This window comes from Paenibacillus plantarum (assembly GCF_013141695.1).
Classification (GTDB): Bacteria; Bacillota; Bacilli; order Paenibacillales; family NBRC-103111; genus Paenibacillus_E; species Paenibacillus_E plantarum.
The window spans coordinates 437943-457603 of the sequence record NZ_WHNY01000067.1; the positions used below are offsets into that span (position 1 = coordinate 437943).

Sequence of the window (19661 nt, forward strand, 5' to 3'; positions counted from 1 at the left end):
GGAGATGCATGGCATGAGATTGATCACACGTTCCGATTTCGATGGTTTAGTATGCGCGGTGCTCTTCAAACAATTAAATATGGTGGACGAAATGAAGTTTGTCCATCCCAAAGATATGCAGGACGGCTTAATTGAGGTTACGGAGAATGATATTTTGGCAAATGTGCCTTATGTTCCGGGCTGTGGTTTATGGTTCGATCACCATTCCAGTGAACTCACACGGATGGGGGAATCCGTAACGTTCAAAGGTGAAACGCGGCTTGCTCCAAGTGCTGCAAGAGTTGTTTATGATTACTATGGTGGGAAAGAAACCTTTGGCGATATCGACGATATTATGCAAGGTGTAGATAAAGCGGACTCCGCGCAATTTAGCAAAGAAGATATTTTGAATCCGAGCGGTTGGGATTTGCTTTCGTTTATCATGGATGCTCGAACGGGGTTAGGTCGCTATCGGGATTATCGCATCAGCAATTATCAGTTGATGGAGGATCTCGTGGAGCACTGTGCTACGAAATCCGTTGGCGAGATTATGGAACTGCCTGATGTGAAAGAGCGTGTAGTTCGTTACTTTGAACTAGATGCGCTTTACCGGGATATGTTGCTAACCTACACACGGGTTGAGGGAAATGTCGTCATTACGGATCTTCGCGACGTGGAGACGATCTATCCAGGGAATCGTTTCATGGTCTACGCCCTCTATCCGGAGCAAAACACCTCGATTTGGATCGTTGATGGCCGGAATAAGCAGAACTGCGTATTCGCTTGCGGGCACAGCATTGTCAATCGCACCGCACAAACAAACATTGGCGATTTAATGCTTCAAAACGGTGGGGGCGGGCATCACGCTGCAGGGACTTGCCAAGTGGAGTATGCGCAAGCCGACGAGGTTCTGAACAAAATCGTTGAAACGATGCAAGCAGCAGGTTAAAATGAGTGGACAAGCCGCAGCGGGGGAGCAGCCCTGCATGCGGTTTTTCTTCGTGAGGAGGTCATATTCAATGGATTTAAAACAGATGCATCACGTTGCAATTATTTGTTCGGATTACGAGCAATCGAAGCATTTCTATGTTGATTTACTCGGACTTACCGTCATTCACGAAACCTATCGCGCTGAAAGAGACTCGTACAAATTGGATTTGCGCATTGGGGATACCGCACAGGAAATTGAATTATTTTCTTTCCCTAATCCACCCCTGCGCGTGAATCAACCTGAAGCGAGGGGGCTACGTCATCTAGCCTTCGTTGTAGCAAATATGGAGCAAAGTGTGCAAGAGTTAGAAAGCAAAGGAATTACGGTTGAACAGGTAAGGGTAGATCCGATTACGGGGAATCTGTACACGTTTTTCGCGGATCCGGATGGATTGCCGTTGGAATTGGTGGAGATTGTTGGACAGGAGAAATCATTTTGTATGAAAGGTTAGGTTTTTTAATGAGAATAAGAAAAGTTTTCCTATCCGTTTGTTGTTTTGTGTTCATGGTCGCTAGTACGCCAACCTATATTCGAGCAGAAACTGGTGGAGAAGCCATCGTGCTGAAGCTTCAGGATGTAAAGGCAATGGTCAAAGGGAACACCTACGAGTTGCAAAGTGCCCCAGTTCTCGTGAATGACATCACGATGGTTCCATTGCGATTCGTTGGGGAGGCGCTGGGCGCAAACATAGGATGGAATGGAGATACAAGAACGGTTACGCTCACGACCTCTACCAGAACGGTTATTCTTAGTATCAATTCAAAGGATGCGGTAGTTGGGGAACAGCCAGTTACAATGGATCAACCTGCCATAATTATGAACGATACGACAATGGTGCCCTTGCGATTCGTTGCTGAGCAACTCGGTCAAACGGTAACGTACAACAACCAACTTCAAACGATTACTTTGACAAATAATTTTGCGAATGTCACTCCAGTTGAACGAACAAGGCTATCTCCACCGACTGTAGACAACCTTGTTCCGGACCCAGATGGAGGTCAAATTGTCGCTAGGGCTACACAGGTTTTAAGCGTGGTTGTGGACAAAAATGGATACATCTATTCGCTTCGTAATTACGCCAACAACGATGGCTATATCGTTAGTAAATACGAACCGGAGGCCAATCGTACGAGTACGATATTTCGGATTGACGCGAAATTAAACTTTGAGTATGAAAAAGTGTCAGCATATAGTTATTTTCCGGCCCCTGTCCCTAGGAAGAACACGTTCATTTATGCGAGCTATCAACCCAACCAACTTTATTACAATCCGTTACTGGATAGCGTGTATGTCCTTGGGCTAGGAGGAGTCGTCTATTCCCTTGAGCCTGAAGTGAAGATGGAAACTCATAACTTTACTTTTCTCAAGCCAGTTCCATGGGATGTAAACAGTGGGCAATCTGGCGCTGGTATAGCGATGTTTGAGACGTTGGATGGAGAGAAGTTTTATTGGGGAAGCGGTCGAGCCATTTATTCCAGTCTAAAGGGCGGAGGTACACAGTTTGAAACGAAAACATATATCGAACCTAATAGTCAACTGGACTCCGTGGTCAAAGATAACACGATATACACATACGACATGAGTACCGGATATATTTCTACGCTTGGGAACGCAGGTCTCCAAATAGCAGATCAAGCGTTTGTTGATGGAGCTGTGAACTGTATTGGAGCCAACGGAAAGTTCATTGTGATGACAGCCGAGCAAATCTATCAAGTGACTGTGGATGGGCAAATCACATTGCTTATTAATCGGAATGAATTGAAGTTCAATAAAGGGCTGTATAATGCCAAAAGTAAGAGTTATGAGCCGATGGTCAATGTATATGACCCTTCAGAACTTAAGTTTAACAAGTTTATTCGCTTTGCGCTGGATCCTGATGAAAATATCATTTTATATGATGAGAATAGTAGAATGGTTCGAAGAATTAATGTTTATGAACAAGAGTAGGTATCGTAAGAAATACTTGATGCTCTCTAATCAAATAGGACTAACGGACACCAGCGCCGTTATTGTCCTGTAATTCGTTACTTTTTGCACCTAACGGACAGGAGAGCTCTTATTTGCTCATTTTGAATCAGGTTTTCATTCTAAAAGGACGAATAACCGCGCTGGTGTCCGTTAAAATTCTGAAACGGTGATGATCCCACGAATAAGGGCTCCAGTGTCCGTTACAATGGAGCGGGAAACGGGAAGGATCTTCTCTCCGTAAGAGTAATCTAAAAACAGCGGCAGCGAAGACGTAAAGTCTCGCTGTCGCTGTTTTAATTATCTGTATGCTACGTGTCTTACCTTCGCGGAGGTAACGGTCCTAAATACTGGAACAAATTACATTCGATCCGTCCGTTAAAAAGCTTACGCTTCTTATCAGCGCGGCGGTTCATATAATGTTCGAGCTGTGTGCTCGGGCTTAGGATGAACAGGCTCCACGACGGCATCGGCCGCGTTAATGCGCCGAGCTCGCGCAGCGCGAGCTCGACATCCGGTGCTTCACCAAGACGCTCGCCGTACGGCGGGTTGGTGATCAAGCAGCCATAGTCGCCGCGCGGGCGCGCTTTGGCGATGGGCTCAACCTTGAGCTGGAACTGCTTCGTCAGTCCAGCTGCCTTGGCGGCTGCCTCTGCCACTTCGATGGCAGCAGGATCAATGTCGCTGCCGACAATGTGCAGCGGCACGTTGTCTTTCACCGCGTCGAACGCTTCGTCGCGGGCTTTGTCCCACAGCTTGCGGGGAATGTTCCCCCAAGCTTCACTAGGGAAGCTGCGCCGCAGGCCTGGCGCGATGTTCCAGCCGATCATCGCTGCTTCGATCGGGATGGTCCCCGACCCGCAGAACGGGTCGTAGAGCGGCCGGTCGACGTTCCAGCGGCTTAGCAGGATCAAAGCTGCCGCCATCGTTTCCTTCAGCGGCGCTTCGGTCACGAGCTTGCGATAGCCGCGCTTATGAAGGCTGGGGCCGGTCGTGTCGATGGTTAGCGTCGCGATATCGTTGAGCAGCGCGACTTCAATCACATAGCGAGCTCCGTTCTCGGGGAACCATTCGGTGCCATAGCGCTGCTTCAGCTTCTCAACGACAGCTTTCTTGGCGATCCCTTGGCAAGCGGGAACGCTGGATAATTGTGACTTATGGGATCGCCCCTCGACAGGGAATTCGGCATCGTTCGGGATCCAGTCTGGCCAAGCGAGAGCTTTGGTGCCTTCGAAAAGTTCATCGAAGGTTGTTGCTTTGAATTGCCCCATTAGTACGAGGACGCGATCAGCTGTTCGCAGCCAAAGATTCGTCCGACAGATGGCCAATTCGTCACCAAAGAAATGGACGCGTCCATTCTCGACGGTCATTTCCTCATAGCCGAGGTCACGGATTTCGCGGGCAACGATAGCCTCAAGTCCCATCGGACAAGTGGCGATTAGTTCAATTTTTTGTGGCATAGGTATAGTCCTTCCATCCGGGTTGTACAACGCTCAGAAAACTCATACAATTAACAAGTATAGGACAAATAGGTTACACTTACAAACGGGTATTGCAAAGTACCTATATACGATGCGAATTTAGGAGGACAAATACATGGAAACGATCACTGCAGAAAGCTATATGGAAGATCTATATGAAGAGGATGCCATACTAACACGGGTGAAAGAAGTCATTGTTGCTCACAACATGCCTGAGATTTCTATCGCTCCAGGATATGGCAGATTGTTAACGATGCTGGTTACGATGATAGGTGCGAAGCGAGTGTTGGAAATTGGAGCGTTAGGCGGGTATAGTGGCATTTGCTTAGCGAGAGGGTTAAAAGAGGGCGGAAAACTCATTTCCTTGGAGCTAAAACAAGATTTCGCGGATGTGGCTAAGCGTAACGTGACCGACGCCGGTCTTGGTGATTTCGTAGAGTATCGGATTGGCGAAGCACTCGATCACTTGAACGAGCTGTTGGAGCGGGGCGAGCGCTTCGATTTCTTCTTTATTGATGCGGATAAAGTAAATTATCCGAACTATTTGGAGCTCGCGATCAAGCTGGCGAATCCTGGCGCAATCATTGCTGGAGATAACACACTGATGCGCGGCAAAGTTGTTGATGAGAAGCAGACGAAGGCTTCCGTTCAAGCGATGCGAACGTTTAATCAGCGGATTGCGACAGATGAGAGGCTGGAAAGTACGATACTACCGGCGTATGATGGTTTGGCTTTAGCTCGTGTGAAATAGAGCAATCGAGACGAAAGAGCGATCAGCTGCTAGCAGCCGATCGCTCTTTCGTGTGTTAGGATGCTTTATCCTTCGTATGTAAATCAGAATTGATCCTTTTCGTATCTTTCATTTGTGGTTGAATTTGTGTTATAGGTACCTGAGGTTGCTTGGCAGGTGCGAGGTGAGTTGTTGTACGTTGCTTCTTGAAGCTCATCGTGCTAAGGCTGTTCCAGTAGATAAACAAACATTCGGCACAAACGATAATCAGTATGATTCTACGCCAATTTAGCTTCATTCAGATAATCCTCACTTTCCATCATGCACCTATATTAGCATATGGTGGAATTAATTTCCAATGGTTTTCATCCAAGGGTAAAATCATTCCCCATTCGCAAGGCTTGTCGAATAAATGGAAAACCTCCATCTAATTTTCGGGATATATGACGAAAGTTTGAATTAAATGGAAAAAGTACATGTAAATTCCCCATTTTCCGATGAAATGAAGGAAAGAGTCAAAATTAGCTACTTAAAATCCAGTTATTTGAGCAAATGTGTGTTTTGAGCTAATAATAACTGGATATTTTCCATTTATCTTGTTGTGTAGCGGGGTGGGAGGTGTATGTGTAGGTGGGAGCACCAACTTAATCACTCAAATGCACCAATCCCGTCGTAATCTCCAACTCGTACCTTCGACTTTCAGGCATCTGAACGTCGTACGCCATCTGGACAGCTCGCTTAATGTCATAGGGCACCCGCACGAATTGCAGTGCAACTCCTGCTGGAACCGCAGGATCCGTTTCTCCCTCGACCACGCAGTAGCATGCCTGAGATATGCCGTCGTAGGGAACGCCCACACTGCCCACATTGAACAGCATCAGCCCGCTGCGCTCCCCAGTTTTGGTACTCTGCTCTGTCGGGCTCGCATTCCGCTCCCCTGCGTTCGCCCGCTGCGTTCCCGGATTAGTACTCTGCTTCCCTAGCTCCGCACTCTGCTCTGTCAGGCTCTCACTCAGCGCCGCAGCACTCGCCCCCCTCTCCGAAGGGTTGCTCAACGTCAACAAATACGGAATATGAATATCCCCGTACCCGACAATATCCGGCTCAGTCCCATCGACAGGGAAGCCGGTCATTTCAGTATTTTCAAACATCGCTAGCCGCTCCTTCTTGGAAGCTTCCCGTTTCAATCGATGAAAGACGCTTTGAGCCGACGCATGAAACAAGCGAATATGTTTCCCACTGAGCATTACGTCGATCGAGAAGGGAAGCTGCTTCAAATAGGCTAGCCGCTCCTCACCAAGCGATTCCTGCTGCCACAAGCCAGCAGGAAGCTCCTGCGGCATTGTAATGCCGAGATCCCAGTTGCCTTGCACAACGGCTTCACAAGTCAATTTAATGAGGTCGACAACCTCTGCCGAGCTTGGCCCCTTGCCAACAAGATCGCCTAGACAGATGATGCGTGTAAGGCCTCTGCGCTCAATATCGTGAAGCACGGCTTCCAAAGCAGGTAGGTTTCCATGAATATCGGAAATAATGGCGATTTTCTCCAAGCGACCCGTGTCCTTTCTAATCCTATGTAATGCTTCTGTTATACCACAAGTTAGACATTACATCGAATATTGAATTCAGCCGGAACTTCCGGTGCTCACGTAGCTTTCCCTACGCTTCGCTCCTCATTTCCTAGCTTCTTTCCATCTTCTCGGTGCTGAAAACTGGACTTTTTGAACACGAACTATTACCCAACGATGTCGACTTCTGTTATAATTTGTAGGGGGAAAGGGGAATGTTTGAATTGGAATCTAGACAAGATCGTCACGGTAAATCGAAAAAAGAATCAAATCCGAGCAAAAAGCCTTCACTTAAAGTTTTAGGTGGCTTCACAGTTGCAGCGATTGCTTGTTTTGCCATTGGAATCGGGGCTTCTTATTTATCCTCCAATTATAATAATGGGGAAGAAGAGGGAGCGGCTTCAACACCAATGGCTGTTATTTCGCCCAAACCGTCAACCTCCACTACGAATGGAAATTCAACAGTGCAGGTAAGTCCCAAAGCTTCTACCGTCGTTACCCCGACACCAACACCATCAGCGAATCCAACAGCGGTAAATCAAGTAGGAACTGGCGCACAAGTGAAGTTAACTTTTGTGGGTGATGTGATTATGGCCTCCAAAGTAGAAGATATCCTTAAGCAAAAAGGCTATGATTACCCGTACACGAATGTCAAAGACTTTTTAACCAAAGCTGATTTTACAATTGCAAATTTGGAATCACCAATAACGACTAGAGGTAGCGTTCAGAGCAAAGAGTACGTGTATCGTTCTGCGCCTGAGGCATTGCCCCCGCTGAAACAAGCAGGTGTTGACATTGTCAACCTTGCCAATAACCACATCATGGATTACGGAACAGAAGGCTTGTTAGATACGATGAAAGCACTGGATCAAGAGGGCATTAAGCGAGTAGGAGCCGGCAAGGATAATTCAGAAGCCTACCAACCAACCATTGTTGAAAAAGATGGCATGAAGATTGCTGTTTTCGGTTTCAGCCGTGTTGTTCCAGAAGCTTCTTGGAAAGCTGCACCAGGTCATCCTGGCGTTGCCGAGACGTATAACTATAAGCCACCTGTCGAAGCCATTGAGAAAGCCAAAGCAACCGCAGATCTCGTTGTCGTTGTGGCTCATTGGGGTGTAGAACGCGATGACAATCCGGATAAATATCAGAAGGAGCTCGCACATCGTTACATTGATGCAGGAGCAGATCTTGTTATTGGCGGACATCCACATGTCCTGCAAGGCTTTGAACAATACAAGGGCAAATGGATTGCCTATAGTTTAGGGAATTTCATTTTTACGACGAATGACACGCCGAAAACTTGGGAAACTGTTATCTTGGAAGCAGCTTGTACGAAGGACAAGTCCTGCAATATCCATCTAGTGCCGATTTTGACGAAATTAGCCCTGCCTACTCCGATGAATGAGGAAGATGGCGCTAAACTATTTCAACGATTAAGCAAAATTTCAATAGGTGCCACGGTGGATGCGCAAGGCAATGTGAATAAGAAATAGAAGAGGTGTTCATCTCACATGACAGCAACGATCCGAAATATATATTGCGTTGGACGGAACTATCGGGCACATGCTGCAGAACTTGGGAACGATGTCCCTGATCAACCGATGATTTTCACAAAGCCTACACATGCATTAGCACAAATGGATGGAGGCACACTGTCTCTCCCAAATGATCAAGGTGAGATTCACTATGAAACGGAACTCGTCTTACATATTTCAAAGCCGTACTCGGAAGGCATAAAAGTCGATGAGATCGTTGATCAATACGCACTTGGGATTGATTTTACACTTCGTGATATACAGAACGTGATTAAGAAAAAGGGACAACCTTGGCTGCCTGCCAAAGGGTTCCTGAAGTCAGCTCCAATCACAACTTTCCGCCCTTTTCCTGGTGAGTCCGAATTGACGAAATCGAACTTCCAGCTTCGCAAGAATGGGCAAGTGGTTCAGGATGGGAACATCTCGCATATGATTTTCGATCTTCAAACCATCATCGATTACATTGCGAAGCATTATGGATTAGGTCCTGGCGACATCATTTTCACAGGGACACCGGAAGGTGTAGGCCCTGTCCAAGACGGCGACCGTTTAGAGTTGTACTGGGGAGAAGAGCAATTCGGAGCTTTTTCCATCAAATTATAGTAGAAAAGGGCAGTCTCCAAGGTCAATTCGACCTCAGAGTACTGCCCTTTTTCATCGGCATGCTATGTATTCGTTTCAATTGGATTGGCTAAGGCTTCATCCGAGTATTGCTCTCTTACACGGAGAATAGCGGGTAATTGTTTAAAGAAGGCATCCACCACATCAGGGTCAAAATGCTCTCCGCGTTCCTCCTGGAACAATTGGAGAATGCGATCGAGCTCCCACGCCTTTTTGTAGACGCGATCACTGCCAAGGGCATCGAAGACATCTGCTATAGCTGTGATGCGACCGTAAATATGGATCTCTTCACCTTTAATACCGCGCGGGTACCCACGCCCATTCCATTTCTCATGATGTTCATAGGCAACAACCGCGGCGGTTTTGAGAATATGACGGGTCGAATTTCGCAGCAGATTATAGCCGATCAACGTATGATTTTGCATGAGTTTGAACTCGTCCTCGGTCAGCTTGCCAGGCTTATTGAGAACCGCATCAGGGATAGCTACCTTGCCGATATCATGCATAGGTGAAGCCATTTTCAACAGTTCAGCCTCATCTGGACTCATTCCCAACTCCAGCGCTAGCAAATAAGAATACTCGGCAACACGTTTGACATGATTACCAGTTTCCTTAGAACGACTTTCACCAATTTCCCCCATTCGGAAAATGATTTCTTTCTGTGTTTCCTCAATTTCCATCGTTAGGAGAGCAGACTCCAATGATTTTCCAGCATAAGAAGAGGCCAAGGTTAAATATTCCATATCCTTGTCGGAGAATTGCTCGCTCGCCGTAAGCTTATTAATCGCTTGATAAGCCCCCATGATCTCACCTTGGCTATTCCGGAAGGGGATGACCATTAAGGCTTTCGTGCGATAACCCGTTTGTTGGTCTGTACGGATGGCGCCATTTTGCAAATAAGTTTTGTATTCCTCATTGGTATAAGCATCATGAATGAAGACAGCTTGATCATTCGTCACTGCATAGCCTACGAGGCCTGCTGTGCTTGGGATCCGTATTTCATCAAGACCATGAGCCACTTTAGACCATAGCTCATTCTTTTGTGTATCGAGCAGCCAGACGGTACAGCGATCGGAGACAATCATCTCACGCCCCATATCCGCCATCAGCATTAGTACGTTATCAAGAAGCCGTTCGTTCGCAATCTTGGAAGCATAGTCGAAAATGACACGCAGCATGTCTTCGGGTTCTAGGTCTCTTTTGAAAGTGGAATTGGTAGTGAAGTGATCTTGCTCCATGTCAGCCTCCTATCGCTTATCACTTTTATAGTATCATAGAATAGGTTATTTATGGTTAACAATTTGCAGAAATGACCGAAAATTGTCGAATTAATTTTACATAACGCAACAAAGAAGAGACTTGGTAGAATATGTTACAATAGACATAATCAAAGTGGGTTCAGAAACTGAAATGAACGGGGAGAATCGTATTTATGCTGTTTATGCCGGTAGTCTATGGATTCATAGGAAGCGTAATAATTGCAGGAGCTGCCTATTGGAAGAAATCCTTATCATTATCTGGGCTAGTGGCAGCGGTGCTGCTAGGAACGACAATGTATGCGTATGGGAGTCTAGCGTGGTTCGGAACACTAATCGCGTTCTTCATCTCTTCTAGCTTGCTATCCAAACTCAAACAACAGCGTAAAGCCGCAGCAGAAAGTGGCTATGCCAAAGGTGGGCGACGAGATGCAGGTCAAGTTGCCGCCAATGGGGGACTTGGTTTGCTGCTTTGTATCGGAAATGCCATCTGGCCAGATCCTGTCTGGTGGTTTATGTATATAGGTGTTATGGCAACGGTGAATGCGGATACTTGGGCAACAGAAATTGGTGGGCTGAGTAAGTCGATCCCTCGCTCTATTGTGAATGGGAAGCGGGTTGCTGCAGGTACTTCAGGAGGAATTACAAGTTTAGGGATCGTTGCTTCCTTGCTTGGCGGGGCTTTTATCGGGCTTGTAGGGGGCATTTTCAACCAACTGGGGGAGACACAGGGGATAAGTACTTCGATCATGTTCTTAGTCGCGGTAGGTGCAATTGCCGGCTTAGGAGGATCTCTCACGGATTCTTGGCTCGGGGCGACGCTGCAGGTGATGTTTCATTGTGAGGTTTGCGGTAAAACAATTGAGAAGCAGGAACATTGTAATCAGAAAGCTAGGCAAATTCGAGGTTTGAGATGGATGAGTAATGATGTGGTAAACGCAACTTCCTCATTGATCGGAGGGGTAATATGCTTCTATCTGAGCACCTTACCTCTCTGATGGTCTTTCAATAGTGCGGAATAAGTCTATACACTTGGCTCGTTCTGTTCTAGGTTGGAAACCGTGGGGGATACGGGTGTCTGATGTTGCGCTTCATGAAGTTGTTTCTCTAGTTGTTTAACTTTACGCTGCAGCTTATATTGACGTACCATGCCGAAGAGACCAACGATTAGACCACCTAATAAAGTTGAGGTTAAAATGACGAGAATCAAAGGGGTAGACGTCGTGACGAACATGAAGTTTACTTGTACCGGATCTACGTTGACAACAGCGAAAACCGCTGTGATTAGAGCAAACACTAAAGCACTGATTAGTATCCATTGCATCTTCATATAGCCATTATCCTCTCCTATTTAAGAAAAAGGTTGAAAGCCGCTGCTTTCAACCTTTTTCGTTTCTTACCGCCCTCATTAGCAAGCAAAGAACGGAGGTTAATGCGGAATCGTTTACTTCGTTAACTCTTCCATTTGGTCCAGCAACGAGCTGAATACGCTCATCGCTTGCTTAATTGGCTCAGGTGTAGACATATCCACGCCAGCCTTCTTAAGAATGTTTAGCGAGTAGTCACTGCCGCCGCTTTTGAGGAAGCCGAGGTAACGGTCAACGGCTGGCTGGCCTTCGTCCAAAATCTGCTTCGCAAATGATGTAGCAGCAGAGAAGCCTGTCGCATATTTATAAACATAGAAACTGTTATAGAAGTGAGGAATACGTGCCCATTCCATTTCGATATCTTGATCTACGACCATGTCATTGCCATGGTACAGCTTATTCAAGCCATAGTAGATTTCGCTGAACTCTTGTGGTGTCAGGGATTCGCCTTCTTCTGCCTTCTCATGCGTGATCATTTCGAACTCAGCAAACATCGTTTGACGGAATACTGTCGTGCGGAACTGATCAGCATAGTACGTGAGCAAGTACATTTTTTCCTTCGGATCCGTTACACGCTTCAACAGGTAATCCATGAGAAGGGCTTCATTGAGTGTTGAAGCAACTTCTGCTAAGAAAATAGTGTATTGCGCATAACGATACTCTTGGTTTTCATCCGACAAATAAGAATGAATCGCGTGACCCATCTCATGCGTCAACGTAAACATGCTGTTCAAATTGTCTTTATGGTTCAACAATACGTACGGATGTGTGCCGTAAGCACCCCAGCTATAAGCACCATTGCGCTTATTTTTGTTCTCGTATACATCGATCCAATGGTTATCGAAGCCGTCTTGAAGAATTTTCAAGTAATTTTCGCCTAGTGGTGCCAAGCTTTTCTTGATTTCTTCCTTGGCTTGCTGATACGTAATATCCATTTTGAATTCTTCAACTAGCGGTGCAAAGAGGTCGTACATATGTAACTCATCGACCTTGAGCAGCTTTTTGCGGAGTTTAAGATACCGTTGCAGCTGCGGCAAGGATTCATGAATAGTGGAAATTAAGTTTGTATACACTTCTTTCTTGATATTGTCACCAAATAGCGTGGATTCAAGAACAGATGGGTAGTGACGCGCTTTGGCGTAGAAAATGTTTTTATTGATATTCGCGCTTAGTGTCGCGCCAATCGTATTGCGATTATTGCGGTACGTTTCATAAACCGCTTTGAATGCATTCTTTCGAACTTCAGGGTCACGGCTTTCAAGGAATTGAATATAGCTGCCGTGGGTAAGCTCAACTTCCTCACCTTTTTCATTTTTTACCTTCGGGAATTTCAAGTCAGCATTGTTCAGCATGCCGAAAATCGTGCTTGGCGCCCCTGCCATCGTGCCTGCTTGGGCAAGAAGTGCTTCTTGTTCTTTCGATAACGTATGTGGCTTCTGACGAATCATTTCTTCAAGCGTATCTTTATAAAAAGATAAGGAAGGATCACTAACAAGCTGCTGAAGCTTTTCGTCCGAAAGGCTTAAAATTTCAGGAGAAATGAAGGAAGCGGCTTCCCCAACTTCAACACTGAGCTTTTTTGCTTTTTCGGATAAGGCCTGATAAACAGGCTCAGCAGTATCTTCATGATGCTTCATGTTTGCGTAAACATATAATCTTTCCATTTTCACAGAAAGCTCATCTTCCAATTGGAAAATTTGCTTCACGGAAGCCGCATCATTAAGTTTTCCTTGGAAGGCACTGACTTTGCTAAGCGAGCTTTTTACCTCTTGAAATTCTTGATCCCAAGCCTTCTGATTAGCAAATAAATCCTCCAATTGCCAACGGTGCTCGGCCGGTACTTGCTTGCGTTCCAATAATTGAGTCATCGGAGCCCTCCTGTCCTTGTTTTGAGATTGGGGTAAGCTGGTATCCTTTGCATGTAAATCAGCTATGGGGATGGAGCTTAGCAGAATGCCCATTACAGCTGTTACATAAAGAAGGCGCATCGCGGTCACGCTCCCGGCATATTCCCATGAGGGATGTTCTAACTGAAATCCCAATCCATGGTTTTCACCTAGTATGACCGATTGCAAGTTTAATTATCATTATATGAAAAAGCTGGATGGAAGTAAATTCAAGTTCCTGCTCGGAAGAAGCTAAGCAAGATCAGAACGAAGGATATGGAAACCATAACAATCGCCAGCAAAGCCAGATAGCGTTTCATTTGAACCGGGAGGCTGTCTTTTTTCATAATCAAAATGATTGCCAGGCAAAAGGATACAATTACAAATGTGAGTATAGATCCAGAATCGGTCATCGAAAATCATCCTTTTTCCTATAGAGTATGATACATGTTCCATATCATACTAATTTTCGCTACGCAGGGTCAAACTCCTTTTTCAACCGGCATGCTGCATGGAATCTTGGTTCGAATCCTCATCTTCCTCTTTCACGAGAATGAACTTGCCGCGAGAATCCATTTTGACCGTGAAACGATCCTCTGGGGAAATTTGTGCCTCTTCACTAAGCTCTTTGGGAAGTGTTAATTGTCCGCTATCCCCGACACTTACTTGATAGCCAATCATTTTCGACCATTTACCAGCACCAAGCACGAGGACGACGAGTAATCCAATGAATAACCACTTGCCTAACGGATTGGATTCGAAGAAGGGGGCAAGGAACTTTTCTCCCGTAATCATCTTTCCAGCGGTAAGCGCAAGTACGCCTGCACCGATATAAATAATCGATGGATACTTCTCAATCCATTTGATGAATAATGTGCTACCCCAGACCACGATAGGAACACTGATCAGTAGTCCAATAATCACAAGCAGGAAATTCCCGTGTGCCGCGCCAGCGACCGCGATGACATTATCTAAGCCCATGACCGCATCCGCGATGATGATGGTCCGAATGGCTGCCCACATACTGTCTTTCACTTGCATCGTTTCATGATTTTTCTTTTCGCTCAGAAGCTTATACGAAATCCATAACAACAAGATGCCGCCGATAAGCAACAGTCCAGGTATTTTGAGCAGCGTTACAACAACAAGTGTTGCGAATGCACGAATCACAATCGCGCCAACCGTGCCCCAGAGAATAACTTTCTTTTGTGTTTCCTTTTTCAAATTACGTGCAGCCATCCCAATTACAATCGCGTTATCACCAGCAAGCACCAGGTCAATCAGAATAATACTGAGCAGAGAGACGAAAAAGCCAGTTGACAACCAATCCATACGCGAACACACTCCTTCAAGGTATTTTTTGATGCAAAAAGAGCCCAGCACCTTTAGTACGGTGAAGGCTCTAATTCATCAAAAAAGACCTTCACCAATGAACATGGCAAAGGTCTTGCTAACAACGTTGTCGTTGCCAATAAAGCCGGGATCTGATGAGAATCCGAATTGACGACTTTACTGTATCAGCTACTCCCCTTTGGAGTGTTACTATGAGATTATACGTTTAATATATGCGGTGCGTTTCAAAATAGTCCTCATTTTTTTTAAACGTTTTTAAAAGCATCCATAATTGCTTGCAATTCTTCTTCTGTACCATCGAAATTTTCTTTTGTAAAGCGCTCGTTAGCCCAGTGAAGCATGGCAGGTCGACCAATAAAAGTATGGCATTCTTCGCCCCATTGATCAGAGATTTCGGTGAGAACGATTTTGGTGCCTTGAACCTCGACATTCAGCATGTTCCATTTATCTTTTTTATAAATCGTATGTCTTTTGAAGGGTTGATGCGACATGGCTTTTTTCCTCGTTTCTGTAATAAGCTTATAGATGTAAACAATCGTATCATAAAATGCCGCCATTTCCAAACAGGGGGATCGATTATTTCGTTATTTTCTTGTTGCGCAGTGGAATCTCTCGTGATAGAATTCTCCTAATCCTTTCCAGAGGGAAGGGGTTATGAGCCGAGTCGAGGAGAGATGAGCATGGAACAGAAGCGTGAATATGAGCAAATTGGGGTCGCAATGACCTCGAGATCGTATGTCGAATACGAGAAAATGTTTATGTTGCAGAGAGCAGATTTGTTTGGAAAACGAGTATTGGACGTCGCAGGTGGCGCATCTTCGTTTACGTCTGAAGCAAGGCAATTTGGGATTTACGCAGAGGCGGTTGATCCGTTATATGCGAAGTCGCCCAGTGCTATTTCAGATCATGGCATGCAAGAGATTGAGCTTGTCGCAGCTAAAATGGCGAAACTAACCGATGTGTATGACTGGACGTTCTACGGTAATGTTGAAAACCATAAGGCAGGACGTATTCAAGCGTTACAACGTTTTATAGAGGACTTTTCAAGCGCGGAAGGATCAATCAGATATCATACGGCTGCTTTACCTTCGTTACCGTTCGAATCGGAGAGCTTTGATCTCGTGATGTGCAGTCATTTTCTTTTTCTGTATGAAGAGCAGTTCGATTATGCGTTTCATGTAGGGGCTGTTCGTGAGTTGCTTCGTGTTTGCAAGCCAGGCGGCGAGGTAAGGATATACCCACTAATGAGTTTCCGCACAGTGGAATATTCGCGTCTCCCTGATCTAATCAACGAGTTCGCGTTGGCTGGATTTACCGTCAAAAAGCGAGAAGCTAGTCTACCTTTTCTACCGAATTCTCATCAATTTTTAAGCATAAAAAAGTAGCCCTCTGCATAGTGGAAAACCTTGGTACATCAACAAATTTCAGCTTATCCACCTCGGAATTTCCGTTGATTTTTCACCACTCAAATGGTATAATTTCCTTATTCGTCATAGATGGCGATATTTTTAGGAGGTTGTTCATTTGAAGGGTACAGTGAAATGGTTTAACGCAGAAAAAGGGTACGGTTTTATTTCTGTTGATGGAGGCGACGATGTATTCGTTCACTTCTCCGCAATTCAGGGCGAAGGATTCAAAACATTAGAAGAAGGCCAATCCGTTGAGTTTGATATTACTCAAGGTAACCGTGGTCCTCAAGCAGCTAACGTCACCAAATTATAAGACTCTGGGATTCCCTACTTATAAATAGTGTCATAGCACAAGCAATAAAGACAGTTCTCGAGTTCGCTCGAGGCTGTCTTTTTTGTTTGCTTGGAGATATATCATGCACATGACTAATCCATTAGTCATTTTGGCGGGTATAAGCCATGCCATAGAATGTCGATAATTTGCGTAGCGGCTTCCCCCTCATGAGGAAACATTTTATTCCCGTCGCCATCCGTCGCATGGCCCATCATGAGAAGTGACGTATAGGCACGGGCTATCACGCGTGGATTGACTGGACCGATTTCTCCGGAGTCAATCGACTTCTGGAATTCGGTTTCGAGCGCATCCAATATGCCTTGTTCGGATTTGCGCATGGCTTTCATTTGCTCCTCGGAAAGTGTGGCCTCCATCTTGCGCATGAACGAATGCAGGTCGAAATCGACCGCTTTCAGATGTCCCACTGTAATGCCGAGAAGCCTTTCGCGAAGCGGAGCAGGTTCGCTTAAACGTTGAATGGTTACACGTCTTACGTTATCCATCAGTTGGATCATGGAGGCTGTAAGCAGGTCGGATTTGGACGGAAAATAGTAATAAACAGATGCTTTCGTTACTTGGCACTCTTTGGCAATATCGTCCATGGAGACGGACTCGAAGCCACGGGACAAGAATAAGGGAATAGCCGTCATTAAAATTTTCTGATTAAGAGGCATGTCTCCCTGGGAGACGCGAGGTCTACCGAGAGCCTTTGATTTTTTTTCCATAATTGTCACTCCTGAGAGGTTATTAAATATAACTTGATTAATTAACTATATAGTATATATAATTAATTCTGTTGCGAGATTAATTATAACACTATTTCATTTTGAGGAGAGAGGCTACATCATGCATGAAAATCCTTTTTTCAGTAAAATAGGCGGTATTGTTGCGGGTCGCCGCAGCAAATGGGTAACATTGGCCGTTTGGATTTTACTTACAGGCATTTTATCTGTCTTTTTACCTAACGTCAATTCACAAGAAAATAATGCTGCTAGGCAATTGCCATCCGATTCCTGGTCACTTGAAGCAGCAGCGTTGATGAAAGAACAATTCCCAAGTAATGAGGGTGTGCCAGCGCTCGTTGTTTGGTATCGTGGATCTGGACTGACAGATCAAGATTTGGCAGCTGTTCAAAAGGTTACAAAACAGCTCACGGATACACCATTAGCTGCTCAGAAGGGATTGCCCCCTTTGCATCAGATGCCTGCTCCTGCGTTAAAAAGCATGGTGTCCAAAGATGGCAAGATACTCGTCTTGCCGATTTCGTTTAACGAAGGGACCGAAACGGAAATCCTCCAGGAAGGTATGAAGAAGCTGGAAGAGATAACCGTAAGTCAATTAGGCAGTGACCCTTTTGAAGCTAAAATAGAGGAAGATGGTTTACATGCGCGAATTACAGGCCCAGTGGGCATTCAGACGGATGCAACAGCGCTATTCAAAGGAGCGGATTTTGCTTTACTCATGGCTACCGTGCTGCTTGTTCTCGTTCTTCTAATCCTGTTATATCGCTCACCGATTCTAGCTATTATTCCCTTAGTAGGTGTAGGGTTTGCGTATGGCATCATTTCACCTATTCTAGGTTACCTCGCAAAGCAGGGATGGATTACCGTTGACGCGCAGTCAATCTCCATTATGACTGTCCTATTGTTTGGAGCAGGAACGGATTATTGCCTCTTCTTCGTGGCTCGCTACCGACAGGCCCTATTGGTTGAGAAAGACAAATATACCGCGCTTCGTGTTTCATTCGGTGGCTCAACAGGTGCGATCGGGATGAGTGGACTCACTGTCATTGTTTCCTTGTTGGGCTTGCTATTTGCTCATTATGGCTCCAATCATCGGTTCGCAATTCCGTTTAGCGTAGCAATCTTTATTATGGCCGTTGCGAGTCTAACACTTGTCCCAGCGCTTCTTGCCATTATTGGACGTGTGTCTTTCTACCCGTTCATCCCGTTGACAGCAGAAATGCGAGCAGAGAAAGAAGCGCGCAAGGGGAAGCGCATTCGCGAGCAAAAGCCTGTTGGTGCTATGAATGCTGCACTAGGGCGAGTGGTAACGGAAAGACCCAAAAGTGTACTCGCAATTTCATTAATCATTCTTATTGCTTTAGCAGCTTTCGCTCCTCAAATTAAGTTTACGTATAATATTTTGGAGTCGTTCCCTTCCACAATGCCGTCACGAGAAGGCTTTAGCTTGTTAGCAGAGCATGTTTCACCGGGATCACTGGCACCAGTCAAAGTGGTCGTTAACACGGAAGGCAAGACGGCAGATGTTCAAGGAGTCCTGTCAAAGTTACCTTATGTTGAATCGGTTAGTAAACCAGAGGATAGCAAGAAAGACGCCAGTTACAAGGCGTATGAGTTGATTTTTAAGCAAGATCCATACGATTTGGATGTAATCAATCGGATTCCTGAGATTCGAAACACCTTGGAACAGAAGCTAGTTGAGGCAGGTATAGCGAATCCGCAGGTTTGGGTAGGAGGAGAGACTGCCACCCAATATGACACCAAGACCGTCGTGGAGCGGGATACGAAAATAGTTATCCCTGTTGTTATCACGGTTATCGCGATTCTGCTACTCGTGTATTTACGGTCCATTGTTGCAACCGTCTATCTGATAGCAACGGTACTGCTTTCCTATTACTCGGCGTTAGGTGCTGGGTGGCTCATCCTGCACTATTTCATGGATACAGCCGCGATCCAAGGATTGATTCCGCTGTATGCATTCGTCTTCCTTGTAGCGTTAGGCGAGGATTATAATATTTTCATGATTTCGAGTATTTGGCAGGAAAGAAATCGCTTGAAACTGAAGGATGCGATACGTTTAGGCGTTAGTTCAACGAGCAGTGTTATCACTTCAGCAGGATTGATTCTAGCTGGTACCTTTGCAGTTCTAGCTTCACTGCCGATTCAAGTGCTTGTGCAGTTTGGTGTCATTTGTGCCATCGGTGTTATCTTAGATACTTTCATCGTAAGGCCGTTCCTAGTCCCTTCCATCACGATGCTGCTTGGTGATGCGGTGTTTTGGCCAAGTAAAGTGAAGCGTGCGCCACTCGCGTCTGGTTCTAAGAATTAAGTATGCAAAAAGGAGCTGTCCGGTTAAATCGCGGACAGCTCCTTTTAAGTGCGTCTAGCATGGGTGTATTCTATAAGTAGAGGCGTAGTGTAGCCAGTTGAGAAGATAGTTTTT

At 45.5% G+C, this 19661-nt stretch carries 20 protein-coding genes; 10 read left to right on the top strand and 10 right to left on the bottom strand.

Going from position 1 to position 19661, the window contains the following annotated elements:
* The first annotated feature begins 13 nt into the window (after positions 1 to 13).
* From GC096_RS24970 to GC096_RS24980, 3 genes are all read left to right on the top strand, one after another.
* Positions 14 to 928, top strand: a complete 915-nt coding sequence (locus GC096_RS24970) for an exopolyphosphatase (protein WP_171633999.1) — start codon at positions 14 to 16, stop codon at positions 926 to 928.
* Positions 929 to 998: 70 nt separating this feature from the next.
* Complete coding sequence (gene gloA2 / locus GC096_RS24975) at positions 999 to 1421, top strand: SMU1112c/YaeR family gloxylase I-like metalloprotein (RefSeq protein ID WP_171634000.1); 423 nt, start codon at positions 999 to 1001, stop codon at positions 1419 to 1421.
* 8 nt (positions 1422 to 1429) lie between these two features.
* Entirely contained in the window at positions 1430 to 2917 is a 1488-nt protein-coding gene (locus GC096_RS24980; RefSeq protein WP_171634001.1) for a copper amine oxidase N-terminal domain-containing protein, read from the top strand.
* 338 nt (positions 2918 to 3255) lie between these two features.
* Here the strand turns inward: GC096_RS24980 and GC096_RS24985 are convergent, their stop codons facing one another.
* Positions 3256 to 4395: a THUMP domain-containing class I SAM-dependent RNA methyltransferase gene (locus GC096_RS24985; RefSeq protein WP_171634002.1), complete on the bottom strand. Its 1140-nt coding sequence runs from the start codon at positions 4393 to 4395 to the stop codon at positions 3256 to 3258.
* A 136-nt stretch (positions 4396 to 4531) separates the two neighbouring features.
* Between GC096_RS24985 and GC096_RS24990 the strand changes: the two genes are divergently transcribed.
* Positions 4532 to 5167 carry an O-methyltransferase gene (locus tag GC096_RS24990; RefSeq protein WP_171634003.1) on the top strand — a complete coding sequence of 212 codons (636 nt, stop codon included), beginning with the start codon at positions 4532 to 4534 and terminating at the stop codon, positions 5165 to 5167.
* A gap of 55 nt (positions 5168 to 5222) precedes the next feature.
* Here GC096_RS24990 and GC096_RS24995 read toward each other — a convergent pair whose 3' ends face one another.
* Both GC096_RS24995 and GC096_RS25000 read right to left on the bottom strand, forming a co-directional pair.
* Positions 5223 to 5444, bottom strand: coding sequence for a hypothetical protein (locus GC096_RS24995; protein WP_171634004.1), 222 nt, complete (start codon positions 5442 to 5444; stop codon positions 5223 to 5225).
* Between the two features lie 346 nt (positions 5445 to 5790).
* Positions 5791 to 6696: a metallophosphoesterase family protein gene (locus GC096_RS25000; RefSeq protein ID WP_171634005.1), complete on the bottom strand. Its 906-nt coding sequence runs from the start codon at positions 6694 to 6696 to the stop codon at positions 5791 to 5793.
* A gap of 233 nt (positions 6697 to 6929) precedes the next feature.
* On the opposite strand from GC096_RS25000, the gene GC096_RS25005 reads away from it, so the two are divergent.
* On the top strand, positions 6930 to 8207 hold the full coding sequence (locus tag GC096_RS25005; RefSeq protein WP_246302932.1) for a CapA family protein: 1278 nt from the start codon (positions 6930 to 6932) through the stop codon (positions 8205 to 8207).
* A gap of 18 nt (positions 8208 to 8225) precedes the next feature.
* Positions 8226 to 8852, top strand: coding sequence for a fumarylacetoacetate hydrolase family protein (locus tag GC096_RS25010; RefSeq protein ID WP_171634006.1), 627 nt, complete (start codon positions 8226 to 8228; stop codon positions 8850 to 8852).
* A 62-nt stretch (positions 8853 to 8914) separates the two neighbouring features.
* Here the strand turns inward: GC096_RS25010 and GC096_RS25015 are convergent, their stop codons facing one another.
* Positions 8915 to 10108 carry an HD domain-containing phosphohydrolase gene (locus GC096_RS25015; RefSeq protein ID WP_171634007.1) on the bottom strand — a complete coding sequence of 398 codons (1194 nt, stop codon included), beginning with the start codon at positions 10106 to 10108 and terminating at the stop codon, positions 8915 to 8917.
* A 203-nt stretch (positions 10109 to 10311) separates the two neighbouring features.
* On the opposite strand from GC096_RS25015, the gene GC096_RS25020 reads away from it, so the two are divergent.
* Complete coding sequence (locus GC096_RS25020; protein WP_171634321.1) at positions 10312 to 11124, top strand: DUF92 domain-containing protein; 813 nt, start codon at positions 10312 to 10314, stop codon at positions 11122 to 11124.
* Between the two features lie 26 nt (positions 11125 to 11150).
* On the opposite strand, the gene GC096_RS25025 is transcribed toward GC096_RS25020, so the two are convergent.
* The 5 genes from GC096_RS25025 to GC096_RS25045 all read right to left on the bottom strand — a co-directional run bounded on the left by GC096_RS25025 (position 11151) and on the right by GC096_RS25045 (position 15223).
* Entirely contained in the window at positions 11151 to 11456 is a 306-nt protein-coding gene (locus GC096_RS25025) for a LapA family protein (RefSeq protein WP_171634008.1), read from the bottom strand.
* Positions 11457 to 11570: 114 nt separating this feature from the next.
* Complete coding sequence (gene pepF, locus GC096_RS25030) at positions 11571 to 13361, bottom strand: oligoendopeptidase F (RefSeq protein ID WP_056616376.1); 1791 nt, start codon at positions 13359 to 13361, stop codon at positions 11571 to 11573.
* Positions 13362 to 13609: 248 nt separating this feature from the next.
* Entirely contained in the window at positions 13610 to 13792 is a 183-nt protein-coding gene (locus tag GC096_RS25035; RefSeq protein ID WP_171634009.1) for a hypothetical protein, read from the bottom strand.
* A gap of 82 nt (positions 13793 to 13874) precedes the next feature.
* Complete coding sequence (locus GC096_RS25040; protein ID WP_171634010.1) at positions 13875 to 14711, bottom strand: YjbE family putative metal transport protein; 837 nt, start codon at positions 14709 to 14711, stop codon at positions 13875 to 13877.
* Positions 14712 to 14977: 266 nt separating this feature from the next.
* Positions 14978 to 15223, bottom strand: coding sequence for a hypothetical protein (locus tag GC096_RS25045; RefSeq protein ID WP_056616367.1), 246 nt, complete (start codon positions 15221 to 15223; stop codon positions 14978 to 14980).
* A 189-nt stretch (positions 15224 to 15412) separates the two neighbouring features.
* Between GC096_RS25045 and GC096_RS25050 the strand changes: the two genes are divergently transcribed.
* Positions 15413 to 16117, top strand: coding sequence for a class I SAM-dependent methyltransferase (locus GC096_RS25050; protein ID WP_171634011.1), 705 nt, complete (start codon positions 15413 to 15415; stop codon positions 16115 to 16117).
* A 139-nt stretch (positions 16118 to 16256) separates the two neighbouring features.
* Positions 16257 to 16454 (top strand): cold shock domain-containing protein, encoded by a 198-nt coding sequence (locus tag GC096_RS25055; RefSeq protein ID WP_028556542.1) that lies wholly within the window; start codon positions 16257 to 16259, stop codon positions 16452 to 16454.
* Between the two features lie 125 nt (positions 16455 to 16579).
* Here GC096_RS25055 and GC096_RS25060 read toward each other — a convergent pair whose 3' ends face one another.
* Positions 16580 to 17200: a TetR/AcrR family transcriptional regulator gene (locus GC096_RS25060; protein ID WP_171634012.1), complete on the bottom strand. Its 621-nt coding sequence runs from the start codon at positions 17198 to 17200 to the stop codon at positions 16580 to 16582.
* A gap of 121 nt (positions 17201 to 17321) precedes the next feature.
* Between GC096_RS25060 and GC096_RS25065 the strand changes: the two genes are divergently transcribed.
* Complete coding sequence (locus GC096_RS25065) at positions 17322 to 19547, top strand: MMPL family transporter (protein ID WP_171634013.1); 2226 nt, start codon at positions 17322 to 17324, stop codon at positions 19545 to 19547.
* Positions 19548 to 19661 lie beyond the last annotated feature (114 nt).